Here is a 13480-nt window from a genome sequence, read left to right as displayed (position 1 = left end):
TCATGCTCCTTTAAGTTTATTTTAAGCCAATTTCCATCGCTGCTTGATCCGCGCGCTCACAGAATTTTTTGACTTCTGGAATATTTTTTTCAGTAACACCGTCTTCAAATTTATAAGAAGTTTTTGTTAAAGAATCCACGCCAAATGGTTGGATTTGTTTGATACATTCAGCAACATTTTCAGCACCTAAACCACCAGCAATAATAACAGGAATGCCAACAGTTTCCACGATTCTACGGTCAATACTCCAATCATGAGTTAACCCGCTTGCTCCGATTCCAGTGTCTTTTGCTAGTCCAGAATCAGTTAAAATGTAATCACAGAATTTAGCGTAACCTAAGGCGCGATCAATCGCAGATTCATCATCCACTAAAACAGCTTGCATTAACTCAACACCGGGACATTCTTCATGAAGACGATCAGCGAAAGATTGGTTTGCTGTGTAATCCATTCCCGCAATGTGAACGATATCAGGCTGAACTCTTTTAATAATAAAGAACATTTCTTCCACGTCTTTATTTAACATGATGGCAATCGATTTTACTCCACGACGTTTACATTCAGCGTAAATTTTATCTACCACATCAAAAGGAACACGGTGAGCGGGGATACCCCCTGTTTGCATTGGAACTAAACCAATATGATCTGCTCCAGCATCCATTGTTTGAACAGCCTCATTATAATTAACGATTGAATAAATTTGTTTTTTTACCATAGTAATCTTCTCCTTTAAATGAATTCCATGTATTGGGTTGTGCGATGAATCACGTTTTTAATATTAAGCTCTGGTGAAACAGCAAGAGGTGATGCCATCGTAATGCTCGCGGCAGCTTGGGATATTTGTCCAATCTCTTTCAGCGCTAGGCAGTCACCGTAATAAAATCTCGCCCAAGCAATCGTCGCCATAGTACAATCACCAGCTCCATTGGTACTAATAATTTGATCAGCAATGGGTGAGATAAGAGTTGGCTCTTCATCATGTCTAGAGCAAAGAATTCCTTTTTCTCCTAATGAAATAAAGACATTTTTTACTCCACGTTGATTGAGACAAAGGGCAGCTTTTTTACCAGTTTCAATATCTGTCACTTGAATCCCTGTTAACAATTCAGCTTCTAAAACATTGGGCTTAATGGTATCAATGTTAGCTAAGACATTTTCAAAACGGTCGACTTTAGCGATTGAAACAGGATCAACAAAAATAGGTGGAGTGACGTGACTTGCTAAAAATTCAACGGATTCTTTAGAAACATTGCCGTCAATCACAACAATCTCAGCTTGGTTAATAAAATCTAAACGTTCAGCTAAAAAATCAGGGGTCATTTGCTTAACAATGCTCATGTCATTAATTGCGGTCACCATGTCGCCTTGATTGTTGGCAACGTATAGATAGGTAGAACTATGAGCACCAGGAATTTTTTTAGCATAATCAAGATTAATCTGATTTTTAAGACACTCATCTTCTAGAATACCCCCGAAACTATCATCTCCATAAACGGTTATTAAATAAGTAGGCGCCTCTAAACGGGTAAGATTTTGAGCAATATTTTGACCAACGCCACCAATACTCAAATTGATTTCTCCAATATTTGAATCTTGCTCGTGATAATTTTTTCCAGATAAGCCAGCGATGTCCATATTTAAACCGCCAATGACGACAATGTACTTCTCCTCCACTAAAATCACCTCGTAATTTTATTTGTAAGTTAATTATAGTATCCGCTTTCATAATAAATCAAACTAATGTATAGTGAATAAACAAATGTTTATATTTAGAGGTGGATAAAATGACTGAAAGAGAAATCGAGATTCTTGAATTAATTAGAAATAATCCTACAATATCTCAAGAAGAGCTTGCCTTTGAGTTAGGAATATCAAGGTCAGGTGTGGCGGCTCATATTCATAATTTGATGAAAAAAGGCTATATTCAAGGGAAAGGTTATATTGTTAAAGTTCCTGAATTTATTAGTGTGATTGGTGGTATTAACATTGATATTGTGGGAACACCAAACGAAGGATTAATCAGCAATAACTCCAATCCTGGGAAAATTAATTATTATGTTGGTGGCGCAGGTCGTAACATGGCACTTGCCTTATCGAAACTAAAAATTAATACGAATTTGATGTCTGTTTATGGGTCAGATGTTAACGGAGAACGCTTTGTCGCAGAATCAAGAAAAATAGGGTTCAATATTGAATGTTGCGAACGAATTAATGGATATAGCACGTCTTCTTTTATGTATTTAGAAGATCAGGAAAATCATTTTCGAGTTGGAGTGGATGATATGCAAATTTTAGAAAATATCACTCCTGAATTTATTAATCGTTATCTTCAACGCATTAACCAATCTAAATACTGTGTGATTGATGATAATTTACCAATAGAAACAATCCAATATATTGAAAATAATGTGAATGTACCCATCATTGCAAAATCTGTTTCAGTTAATAAAGTAAAGCGATTAATGTGTTTATTGCCTAAAATTGAATTGTTGGTTTTATCCGAATCAGAATTAAAAGAGTTAACTCAAAAGGATGGAGGCGAAATAAAGCCAAAAGCAATGAATTTAATTAGTCAGGGAGTTGGGCAAGTCATAGTGATAAAAGGAAATGGAAATGTGCTTTACTTTTCAAAGGAGGATTCCTACGAGATTAAAGGTGATGTAGTCCCTGCCTATAATAGAAATGGCTCAACAGCTGTCTTAACTAGTGCTATGATATGGGCGAAATTGCAAAATAGGTATACAAGAAAAGAAATAGTGCAATTAGGTTATTGTGGAAGTGTTACGAGCTTTTTAACCAATAATTCTGTTTTTGATGGTTTGAATGAAAATTTAGTTTTAGCAAATTATAATCAGTATTTTAAAAATTAGACAATTGTTTAGACGAATAAAAACGTAAAATTTTAAATAATAAACCTAATTGACTTTCCGGTCAATTAGGTTTATTCTGTTGTTGACTAGAAAGTCAATTGAAGAAAGCGGGTGTTTTTTATGGCATCAATTATTGAAATCAAAGGCTTAACTAAAAAATATAAAAACATGAAAGCAGTGAATAATATTTCTCTTGAAATAGAAGAAGGAGAGATTTATGGATTTATTGGTCCTAATGGGGCTGGAAAATCAACAACGATTAAAATGCTACTCAATTTTATTTTTCCAACCAGTGGTACAGCGAGTATCTTGGGGATGGATTGTGTGAAACAAAGCATCGAGATAAAAAAACAAGTCGGTTATGTTTCTAGTGATGTGCGTTACTACCACGAAATGACTTCCCTGGATATTTTTAACTACACAGCAGAATTTCACGGGATAAAAAATAGCCAAGAAGTGATTCAACATTATTTGGAGTATTTTGAAATTGAACCCAGTAAAAAAATCGCTGATTTATCTTTAGGAAATAAAAAGAAAGTAGCCATTGTGTCAGCGTTACTTCAAAATCCTAAGCTACTTATTTTAGATGAACCAACCAATGGGCTTGATCCTATGATACAACACCGTTTGTTTGAAGTATTGGAAGAAAAAAGCCATGCAGGAATGACGATTTTTCTTTCAAGTCATGATTTGCATGAAATTCAAACTCATTGTGACCGAGCAGCCTTTATAAAAAATGGTGAAATTATTTCGATTGAAGAGATTAATAAAGGTAAAGATATTGAGAAAAAAGTGACGTTGACCTCGCATACGTTAGAAGAAGCTCATTTGATTGGAATTGGAGCGATTCAAATTAAGCAAGAGGAAGACAAATGGCAATTTATTTTTAATCAAGAGCTAGATCAATTGATTCAGCTTTTAGCTAAACATCATGTGGAAGACTTAGAAATAAAACCACTTGATTTAGAAGATAAATTTCTATCAATGTATGAGTAGGGGTGAGGAAGATGACAATATTTAAAATCGAATGGCAAAATAATAAAAAGAATATCTTGGTTTGGACTATTGCTTTATCTGTGATTATTACGGTGTTTATGAGTATCTTTCCTTCAATGGAAACCTCAGGCATGAAAGAAATGATGACCACGAAGTTAGAAACATTGCCACAAAATATGTTGAAAGCTTTTCATTTGAATAGTGGACCTAGTTTGGTTGAAACGACTGGCTTTTTTGCTTATGTTTTTCAGTATATTTTTATTGCTGCCAGTATTTTTTCTATTATGTTAGGCAATAAAATGTTGGTTAAAGAAGAGACTGAAGGAACGATTGAGTTTCTATACGCGCAACCAGTTAGTCGTAGAAAAATTATTTTAGAAAAAATAGCGGCAACGATTAGTATGCTGATTGTCTTTTGGGGTGTGACTTTCTTAGTTAGTATAGGAGCTTCTTTATTTTTTAATCATGGTGTCATGACATCAAATGAGATAATCTCAGGAATTTCTCAAATATTTATCACAGAATTTTTTGTTTTACTATTCTTCCTAAGTATTGGTTTTTTACTTTCAAGTTTTTTGAAACAAGTGAATCAAGGGATTAGTATGGGGTTGGTGTTTATCTTTTATTTGTTTGGTATTGTGGGAGATTTAGAAGACAAATTTTCCTTTTTAAAAGACATTTCGCCTATGTCACAAGCCAATCCAGCAGCTATTTTAGAAAAAGATACTATGTTTGGTTTAGTAGGGATACTATTGTTGATTAGTTTGGTTTGTTTTGCTGTAGCGACTCTAATTTACCAAAGAAAGGATCTAGAAATTTAATGGAAGAAAGACAACAAGAAATGCTGAGTGTTGCTATAAAAGAGTTTGCGACAAATGGTTACTATAAAACGAAAATGGAAATCATTGCCGAAAAAGCTGATGTGTCTAAAGGGTTAGTTTTTCACTACTATAAATCAAAGAAGAATTTATATGTCGAGGCAATTAGAGAAGCGATTAGACGATTAGAAAAGACCTTTGATTTCAATGAGTTTCCGGTCGACAGTTTGATTAACTTATTTGATTATTCTATCAAAAAAAAATTTGAAATAGCGGAAGAATACCAAGCAGAGATGCAACTGATGTTAGATATTTACAGCGATTTAGACCATCTGCCTTTGGACTTAAAGGAAGAAATTATGACGTACATTGAGACGGTTAGAGAGAGCAGTTATGAAGTCACAGCTCAAATTATTCGTAAGATGCCGATTAAAGAAGAGATCCAAGTAGCTGATGTGGTTAGTTTAGTGTTAATGGTTTTTAATCAAATTGAACAAAATGCTAAACTTAAAATGATGAATCAAAAGGTGGTTGATCTTCACTTTTTTGATCAGATGTTGGTGGATGGGAAAAAACAATTGCGTATCCTAGAAACTGGTTTTTTAAAATAACAACGAACTTTCTACATGTAATTGTGGAAAGTTTTTTTATTTAGTCTATTATTCCGTTAATTTGTTCATAAATTTGATATAATAGTAAGAAGACCTTTTTTAGGAGGGACAAGATGAAATTTTTACATACAGCAGATTGGCATATTGGTAGAAAATTAAATGGCTTTTCTTTATTGGAAGAACAACAAGCTGCCTTTTTAGAAATTATGGCAATTGCCAAAAAAGAACAAGTAGACGGGATTGTTATTGCGGGAGATTTATATGATCGCTCCATTCCTTCAGTAGAAGCCGTTGCTTTGTTTAATGAGATGATGGTTGAGATGAATTTAAAAGCAAATTATCCAATTTTAGCAATCTCAGGTAATCATGACAGTGCTACACGTTTAGAAACAGGAAGTCCGTGGTTAAAGACACAAGATTTCCATTTACATACACAATTAAGTCAGGCCTTTGAACCTGTGGAAATATTAGACACTCAATTCTATCTACTGCCTTATTTTGAACCTTTTCATGCTAGACAGTATTTTGGAGATGATAGTCTTCGCGATATTCAATCTAGTATGAAATTAGTTATTCAGAAAATGAAAGAAAGTTTTAATCCTAAAAAACAACAGGTATTAGTCAGTCATTTTTTTGCAGCTGGAGCCACTAAGAGTGAGTCAGAAACAACCCTTGAAGTCGGTGGATTAGACAGCGTACCGATTGATATGTTACTTGATTTTGATTATGTTGCACTCGGTCATTTACATTATAAAAATGCTATTACCAAAACTGAAAAGGTTCAATACAGTGGGGCACTTTTGAAGTATTCTTTATCTGAGGAGAAACAAGAAAAAGGTGTTCGGATTATTGAACTATCTGAAAAAAAATTAAAGAATACCTTTGTTGAAATAAAACCTTTAAGAGATGTGAAACGATTAGAAGCATCTTTTAAAGAGTTAACAGATCCTAACTTTTACGATCAAGTTGAAAGAGAGGACTACTTAGCAATAACTTTAACAGATACGACGGTTATTTCTAATGCGATTCATGAGTTGAGGCATATTTATCCTCATTTAATTAGTTTAGAGAGAACTCAAAATGAACGAATTAGAGGAGAAAAAGCCAAAAAAGAAGCGGATTTTGTTCAACTAAAACCAGAAGAGTTATTAAAAAAATACTATCAAGAAGTGACAGATAAAGAATTAACCAAAAAACAGGTTCAGTGGTTGGAAGCAGCCATGATTGAAACTGGGGCTGAAAAATAGGAGGAAGTCATGCAACCAATTAGCTTAAAATTAGAAAACTTTGGGCCATATGAAAATAGTTTAATTGATTTCTCTAATTTCTATGCTCAGTCTTTATTTCTGATTACTGGAAAAACAGGGGCAGGGAAAACAACAATTTTTGACGGTATGTGCTATGCCCTTTACGGGAGTACGTCGGGGGCTTACGCCAAGGAAAAGAAATGCGCTCAAATTTTGCTGAAATGGGAAAGAAAACCAAAGTCATTTTTACCTTTAAACAAGGTCAGAAAACCTATGAAGTGATGCGAGAGCCAGAACAACTTGTGAAAAAGCAAAGAGGTGAAGGGTTTAGAGAACAAGGTGCCGTCGTTAATCTGACTGTCTTTGATGAAAATAAAGAAGAAATCAACCAACTAACGAAGCAAAAAGATGTGGGACCTTTTCTAAGTGATTTAATTCAATTAAATGAGCAGCAGTTCTCACAAATCGTCATGTTACCACAAGGGGAGTTTAGACGCTTTTTAAATGCAGACAGTGACAGTAAAGAAAAAGTGTTAAGAAAATTATTTAATACGTATTTTTATCAAAATATAGCAGATATTTTAAGGCAAAAGAAAAAACAGCAAGAAGCAAACTTGAAAGATATTAAACAAGAACTGATCGTTTTAACCGCACAGTTAGAATGGCAAAAAGTATTTGAAGAACAAAAAACAGCAGAAATGTACTACCAAGATATTTTAGCCTTGTATGAAGAACAGGCGAGTGTGTACAAAAGTGAAACAGCAGAATTGGCTAAAGAATTAGAGACAAGTAATGAGCTGGTTAAAAAGATACAACTGAAAATCCAAGTAGCGACTAAATTATCTGAGTTGTTTAAAGAACAGCAAGAATTAATGGTTAAATTAGATAAGTTGAATGAGCAAAGACCAGAAATTAACGAGCTTAAAACATATATTGAAACACTAAATAAAGTAACAAAAATCGAAGAGACGATAAAAACTTTAAGTGAATCGAAGGAACAATTAGAAGTAACTAGAAGACAAGAGATAGAGTTACGAAACAGGATTGAAACCAATGAAGCTGATTTAAAAGAAAAGCACATTGAATTAGAACAGTTAACGTTGGAAGAAGAGCAAGTTAAAATAGCTAGTAAAAACTTGCAAGAAATTCAAGATAGTATTCCCTTATTTGAGAAAAAACAACTCATTGATGTTCAGAAAAAAGCAACAGTGGAACAGTTAAGTCTCTTAACAAAAGAAAAAGAAATTCTGCAGAAAAACTTACTGGATTTAGAAAAAAAAATATCAGATTCCAAAGAGTTCATAAAAACTAAAACAGTGGTTATTGAAGAGCGTTTCAGCCTTGAAAAACAAGAAGCAGAGTTAATTAGAAAGCAAGAAGAAGTGCACGGTTATTTAAAGGAATGTCAGAAAGTGACTCTTTTATCTGAAAAATTAGCAACATTTGAAACTGAGAAGATTGAGCTTATGTCAACTTGGCAAAAGAAACAAGAACAACAGAGACAATTGAAAAGCGATGTAGCCAGAGCTCAAATAGCCAAATTAAGTTTAGATTTAATTGAGGGCGAGGCATGTGTTGTTTGTGGCTCTTTAGACCACCCAAAACCTTTCCATGGACAAGAAATATCAAAAGAAGAAATGAGTGCACTGGAGTCATCATTAGAAACAGCTGAAAATGACGCGGTAGCCTGTAAGGAACAACTAATTATCTTAGAAAAAGAGATAGCGTTTAAACAAGAAGAATTAGTATCTTCTGAAAAATCAGTAGCAGAAACGAAGGGAAAAGTTCAGGCTTATTTTGAAATAACAGAAAAAGAAACCATGTGGCTATCCAGTTTAAATCAACTCCAAGAAGAAGTAGGTAAACAACTAGAAGCGCAAAGAAAGTTGCTACTTAAAATTGAAACAGAAGAAAAACAATTAGAGGAGTTAACTAAAGAGCACATCAAGCTAGTGGAGACAATCAGCTCACAAGAAAGTCGAATGAGGGATGATGAGAACAAAATTTTACAGCTAAATGTTTCTTATGAAGAGTTATTGACAAGGCTTCCTAAAACATGGCAAAGTGTTAGTGAAATGAAACAAGAAGTATTTAAATTGCAGAACCAAGTGAATACGTGGGAAGAAGCAGTTTCAACGCTTAATGAAACAATCAGCAATCAAACCAAACAAGCACTAATTGATAAAACTAATTTAGAAAATACTCTTGTTCAAAAAAATGAACGAGAAGCAAAAGTTCAAAAAGAAGCAGAAAAAGTTAAAACGTTTTTAAAAGACAGCAACTTAGATGAGGAAACCTTAAATGAGTTGATTCAAAATTTAGAAAAATTACCAACAATGGAAAACCAAGTTAAAGCTTATGAGCAAGAGACCTATGTTTTGGAAGTTAACTTAAAAGAAGTAGTTAGTCAGTTAGAAAACAAAGAAGAACCTGATATTAAGGAATTACTAAAGGAACAAGAAAAGATAACAACGATTGAAAAAGAACAACAGGAACGGTTAACTAAATTAGAGTACCGTATGAAACAAAATCAGAAAATACTAAGCACTATTTCAACCAAAGAACAAGAAATGAAAACAGATTTAGAGGAACTAGAAGAATTAAGCGAGTTAACGAATGTGTTAACGGGAGACGGTGGCAATAAACTAAGTATGGAGCGTTTTGTTCTGCAAACTTATTTAAAGCGAATTTTGGAGAGAGCCAATGAAAAACTAGTCTTACTGACTCATGGGCGCTATCAATTTGAACTGAAAGAAGAGCAAGGTTCTTTTAAGAAAAAAACGGGCTTAGAAATTAATATTTTTGATGATAATGTAGGCTCTTTAAGAGGTGTTAATACATTATCAGGTGGAGAAAGTTTTATCGCAGCATTATCTCTGGCTTTGTCCCTTGCAGAAGTGATTCAAGAAGAAGCCGGGGGAATAAAAATTGATGCCATGTTTATTGATGAAGGGTTTGGCTCTTTAGATGAAGATGCTTTAGAGATGGCAATTAGGTCATTAGAGAGTATTGAAGGGGATGGCCGATTAATCGGAATTATCTCTCATGTTAGAGAATTAAAAGAACGAATTCCGCAACAATTACAAATAAAATCAACACTAGACGGTAAGAGTTATGTAGAAGAGCGACTAGAATTTGAATAGGAAGTGATACGTATGAAATGGTCCATCCCTGAAAAAGTAGTTGAAGAAGGTCGAGAGTACGCCAAAGATGGGCGTGTCGTATCGATCAGTAAAAATGAAGAACAACAAGTTTGGTATGCTGATGTTGTAGGGTCAGAAGTGTTTCACATTGAATTAGATGGAACAGCAAGAGAAGAAGATGTGTGTCAATGTCAGTACTGGCAACAGCATGGCTTTTGTAAGCACACCGTAGCAACCGAACTTGCTTTAAGAGAAAAAGGCTTGAACAGATACATTAAGAAACAAGTTAACACACAAAAAATATACACACCACCATCACACGCAGATATTTTTTCAAAAAGTTTTGAAAGATTACAAGAAGCCGAGACGGAGAAAACACTACTAACAAGCGATCCATTAAAAATGGAGTTTGTTATGGATGTGGTAGAAACCTTATCTTTTCATCCAGAACAGTCAGTTATTGCTGTTTCTTTAAAATTAGGCAGTCGTTTTCCAGGTAGCAAAACTTACGTGGTGAAAAATATCCAAGAATTTTTAGATTGTTATGAAAAAAAAGCGACTTACAAGTTAAATGAAAAATCATTTGTGATTGGTGAAAACTCATTTTCACAACGAGATATCACGCTATTAGATAAGCTTCTTGAAATACGTGAAGCACAAGATTTATTGGATCAAACAAGCGTCCAACAAAAAGGGAAAATCAATCGTCGCTATTTGATATTAGGTAGTGAAACAGTTAAGTTTTTCGTTGAAGAATTAACTAAAACGGAGAGGTTAATTTTTAATACACCAGAAGATAAAAAACAAACGATTTACTTCAAAGAGGGTAAGTTACCTATTGATGTGTGTATTTCACCTGTTGGGACAACGGATTATAAAATGGAAATTAAAGACCCAATTGAGATGTATTTAGAAAAATACCAATGGGCGATTGGCAATCATTCAATTTATGAATTGACCAATGAGCAATCGGAGCGCTATGAATTACTCCTTCAATTATTAAAACGTTTAGAAGAACCTGAGATTGTCTTTACAAAAGATAATGTAGGAGATCTATTTTCTTATATCTTACCCAACTTAGATTCTGTCGCGAAAGTGTATGTCTCTGATGATTTACAAAGTGAGATGATTCGAGTACCCTTAAGGTCGAAAATTTGGATTGAAGAAGTACAAGGTCAACTTGAAGCACGAGTGGATTATGTTTACGGAGAGTTTGTTTTCTCTAGTCATAAAGAGCACTCAACGTCACTTGGTAAAGAATCACAAGTGATTAGAAATCAAGTCCAAGAGAAAAGAATCGAGAAGTTATTACAACATTTTGGGTATGCTAAAAGAAAAAATGCTTACCTGAAACAATTACCAAAAGAGCAAGAATTATATGCCTTTATTCGTGAAGAAGTACCAACGATTCGACGTTATGCTGAAGTGGGGATTGCTCCAAATGTGGCGCAACTTTTCTTAAATTCTACAGAGCATCAACCAAAAGTCAAAGTGATTGAAGATGGTTCATGGTTAGATATTCAGTTCGATATTTCAAACATTGAAGAAAATGAAATCAATGACGTATTAGTAAGTTTGATGAAACAACAAGATTACCATCAGCTTAAGAGTGGGCAAATCCTGTTCTTAGACGAACAAGGGTTTAAAGAGACCAGCTCAGTCTTACAACAATTAAGAGGCGATATTAGAGTTCGTAAAGGAAAACTAGAAGTTCCTCGTTACCGTGGTTTAATGGTTAATCAGGCATTATCAGAGATGAAAGACGTTGAGACGACGGATCTATTTACAGAGATGGTGACGAATTTAACTCATCCGAGTAACTATGAGGTGGCACTACCTAAGGGCTTAAATGCTTCCTTACGAGATTATCAGGTGACCGGTTTTAAATGGTTGAAAATGTTGAGTCATTATCAATTTGGTGGTATTTTAGCCGATGATATGGGACTTGGTAAAACAGTTCAAACCATTACTTATTTATTGTCTGAAAAAGAAGAAGGTAAATTAACTGAACCTGTTTTAATCGTCGCACCAGCCAGTCTGTTGTACAATTGGCAAGTTGAAATTCAAAAATTTGCCCCAGATTTAAAGGTTAAAGTGGTTATCGGAAGTAAGTTAGAAAGAACCGAGATTATTGAGAATTATACTGAAACAGATATCTTAGTGACATCATACACGACGTTAAGACAAGATTATGATGTTTACGAAAAAATGACCTTCCATAGTTTAATTTTAGATGAAGCTCAGATGATTAAAAACGCAGCAACCAAAACGTTCCAAACGATTGAAACGCTAAAAGCAGAACATTATTTTGCTTTAAGTGGGACACCAATTGAGAATAAAATTGAAGAGTTATGGGCGTTGTTTAGAATTCTAATGCCAGGATTTTTCCCACCACTCAGACGTTACAAACAATTAACGACTGAAACAATTGCGATGATGATTAAACCATTTGTCTTGAGACGTGAGAAAAAAGAAGTTCTAGATGATTTACCAGATAAAGTGGAGACTGATTTATACAGTCATTTAACTGAAGAACAAAAAACAGTCTACGTGGCACATCTAAGACAAATGCAAAAAAGTGTCGCTGGTATGACGAAACAAGAATTAAATCAGAACCGGATTTCAATTCTTTCTGGTTTAACGAGATTAAGACAAATTTGTTGTCACCCACAGTTGTTTATTGAAGACTATGAAGGTGATTCTGGTAAAATGAATCAAGCACTTGATATGATTCAAACGGCAAAAGCTAATGGACGTCGAATTTTACTGTTCTCTCAATTTACAGGTATGCTAAGTATTTTAGAAGAAGAATTAGCTAAATTAGATATTGAGACGTTTTATTTACGAGGTAGTACACCTTTAGCTAAGAGACAAGAGATGGTTGATAGTTTCAATCGTGGGGCCAAAGATGTCTTCTTGATTTCGCTAAAAGCAGGTGGAACAGGCCTGAACTTAACCGGTGCGGATACTGTTATTCTTTACGATTTATGGTGGAACCCAGCAGTAGAGGATCAAGCAACTGGGCGTGCTCACCGTATGGGTCAAAAGAAAAAAGTTGAAGTCTGGCGCTTGATTTCAGAAGGAACGGTTGAGGAGAAAATGAACCGACTTCAAGCTGAGAAAAAAGAATTGTTCCAACAAGTTCTAAACTCAGAAAGTGCCAAAGATTTAGGTAAAATGACCATGGAAGATATTAAAGATATCTTGGATGTGGGGATAGAATAAAAAAATGGGACTGTGACATAAGTACGTCACAGTCCCTCTTTTTACAAATAAAGCGGTGTCACAGAAGTAGCTTCTTCGGAAATAAGCCGAAAATCACAAAAATTTGAAAAGCAATTTTCGTGATTTCCTTCTTATTTCTTGAAGCTGAACACTTCTGTCACAACCTCTTATTTTCTATTCACTGATTGAAAAAGGTAAAAATATTTTTTTGCTCCAATGTGAAAGTCCAGCAACAAGACTCATAGCAATTAATAAAACTTCTAATTCATAGCCGTTTACAAAACCTGCTCCTGCTTTTAGCATGAAAGTAGCACTAACTAAGATAGCGATGAATCCAAGTGAAACAAGAGGAACTAACAAACCAATGATCATAAAAATACCACCAAAAATTTCAATAGCAGCGATAATTAAAGGCATGAAACTAGGTAACCCTAAGCTAACAAAGAAATCAGTTGTATCAGCAAGATTCATCACTTTTTGCAGACCATGAATAGCCATCGTCCCTCCTAAGAAAACTCGTAAAATAATAAAACTTATATTGATGCGTTGTGATTGTGTCATAATAAAAAA

Annotated in this window: 11 protein-coding genes and 1 pseudogene; 8 read left to right on the top strand and 4 right to left on the bottom strand. The window is 34.3% G+C overall.

Annotated features, from left to right (window positions below; all coding sequences use genetic code 11):
• Positions 1 to 16: 16 nt before the first annotated feature.
• Positions 17 to 715, bottom strand: a complete 699-nt coding sequence (locus G7082_RS03535; RefSeq protein ID WP_166033845.1) for a phosphoribosylanthranilate isomerase — start codon at positions 713 to 715, stop codon at positions 17 to 19.
• A gap of 14 nt (positions 716 to 729) precedes the next feature.
• The gene (locus G7082_RS03530; protein ID WP_202983129.1) at positions 730 to 1674 is read right to left on the bottom strand and encodes a PfkB family carbohydrate kinase; all 945 of its coding nucleotides are present in this window, start codon (positions 1672 to 1674) and stop codon (positions 730 to 732) included.
• Positions 1675 to 1784: 110 nt separating this feature from the next.
• On the opposite strand from G7082_RS03530, the gene G7082_RS03525 reads away from it, so the two are divergent.
• The 8 genes from G7082_RS03525 to G7082_RS03490 all read left to right on the top strand — a co-directional run bounded on the left by G7082_RS03525 (position 1785) and on the right by G7082_RS03490 (position 12910).
• Positions 1785 to 2870: a PfkB family carbohydrate kinase gene (locus G7082_RS03525; RefSeq protein WP_166033844.1), complete on the top strand. Its 1086-nt coding sequence runs from the start codon at positions 1785 to 1787 to the stop codon at positions 2868 to 2870.
• A gap of 120 nt (positions 2871 to 2990) precedes the next feature.
• On the top strand, positions 2991 to 3866 hold the full coding sequence (locus G7082_RS03520) for an ABC transporter ATP-binding protein (protein ID WP_166033843.1): 876 nt from the start codon (positions 2991 to 2993) through the stop codon (positions 3864 to 3866).
• An 11-nt stretch (positions 3867 to 3877) separates the two neighbouring features.
• Positions 3878 to 4687, top strand: a complete 810-nt coding sequence (locus G7082_RS03515) for an ABC transporter permease subunit (RefSeq protein WP_166033842.1) — start codon at positions 3878 to 3880, stop codon at positions 4685 to 4687.
• Entirely contained in the window at positions 4687 to 5295 is a 609-nt protein-coding gene (locus tag G7082_RS03510) for a TetR/AcrR family transcriptional regulator (protein ID WP_166033841.1), read from the top strand. Before G7082_RS03515 ends, G7082_RS03510 begins: the two co-directional genes overlap by 1 nt.
• A gap of 113 nt (positions 5296 to 5408) precedes the next feature.
• The gene (locus G7082_RS03505; RefSeq protein WP_166033840.1) at positions 5409 to 6542 is read left to right on the top strand and encodes an exonuclease SbcCD subunit D; all 1134 of its coding nucleotides are present in this window, start codon (positions 5409 to 5411) and stop codon (positions 6540 to 6542) included.
• Positions 6543 to 6551: 9 nt separating this feature from the next.
• Positions 6552 to 6824 carry an AAA family ATPase gene (locus G7082_RS03500; RefSeq protein WP_238842689.1) on the top strand — a complete coding sequence of 91 codons (273 nt, stop codon included), beginning with the start codon at positions 6552 to 6554 and terminating at the stop codon, positions 6822 to 6824.
• Positions 6743 to 9685: an SbcC/MukB-like Walker B domain-containing protein gene (locus G7082_RS03495; RefSeq protein WP_238842688.1), complete on the top strand. Its 2943-nt coding sequence runs from the start codon at positions 6743 to 6745 to the stop codon at positions 9683 to 9685. The genes G7082_RS03500 and G7082_RS03495 overlap by 82 nt, the downstream gene beginning before the upstream one ends.
• A gap of 12 nt (positions 9686 to 9697) precedes the next feature.
• On the top strand, positions 9698 to 12910 hold the full coding sequence (locus G7082_RS03490) for a DEAD/DEAH box helicase (RefSeq protein ID WP_166033839.1): 3213 nt from the start codon (positions 9698 to 9700) through the stop codon (positions 12908 to 12910).
• Positions 12911 to 12968: 58 nt separating this feature from the next.
• Here G7082_RS03490 and G7082_RS15205 read toward each other — a convergent pair.
• Both G7082_RS15205 and G7082_RS03485 read right to left on the bottom strand, forming a co-directional pair.
• A pseudogene (locus G7082_RS15205) lies at positions 12969 to 13067 on the bottom strand (DUF3788 family protein); the annotation flags it as partial.
• A gap of 17 nt (positions 13068 to 13084) precedes the next feature.
• Entirely contained in the window at positions 13085 to 13471 is a 387-nt protein-coding gene (locus G7082_RS03485) for a DoxX family protein (protein ID WP_166033838.1), read from the bottom strand.
• Positions 13472 to 13480: the final 9 nt, after the last annotated feature.

Source organism: Vagococcus hydrophili (genome assembly GCF_011304195.1).
GTDB classification, from domain to species: domain Bacteria; phylum Bacillota; class Bacilli; order Lactobacillales; family Vagococcaceae; genus Vagococcus; species Vagococcus hydrophili.
This window is presented reverse-complemented; position numbering and strand designations above follow the sequence as displayed.

Coding starts and splice junctions, on each gene's coding strand:
- G7082_RS03485 (WP_166033838.1), bottom strand. CDS start 13,471: ATGACACAATCACAACGCATCAATATAAGTTTTATTATTTTACGAGTT.
- G7082_RS03490 (WP_166033839.1), top strand. CDS start 9,698: ATGAAATGGTCCATCCCTGAAAAAGTAGTTGAAGAAGGTCGAGAGTAC.
- G7082_RS03520 (WP_166033843.1), top strand. CDS start 2,991: ATGGCATCAATTATTGAAATCAAAGGCTTAACTAAAAAATATAAAAAC.
- G7082_RS03525 (WP_166033844.1), top strand. CDS start 1,785: ATGACTGAAAGAGAAATCGAGATTCTTGAATTAATTAGAAATAATCCT.
- G7082_RS03495 (WP_238842688.1), top strand. CDS start 6,743: ATGCGCTCAAATTTTGCTGAAATGGGAAAGAAAACCAAAGTCATTTTT.
- G7082_RS03500 (WP_238842689.1), top strand. CDS start 6,552: ATGCAACCAATTAGCTTAAAATTAGAAAACTTTGGGCCATATGAAAAT.
- G7082_RS03515 (WP_166033842.1), top strand. CDS start 3,878: ATGACAATATTTAAAATCGAATGGCAAAATAATAAAAAGAATATCTTG.
- G7082_RS03535 (WP_166033845.1), bottom strand. CDS start 715: ATGGTAAAAAAACAAATTTATTCAATCGTTAATTATAATGAGGCTGTT.
- G7082_RS03510 (WP_166033841.1), top strand. CDS start 4,687: ATGGAAGAAAGACAACAAGAAATGCTGAGTGTTGCTATAAAAGAGTTT.
- G7082_RS03505 (WP_166033840.1), top strand. CDS start 5,409: ATGAAATTTTTACATACAGCAGATTGGCATATTGGTAGAAAATTAAAT.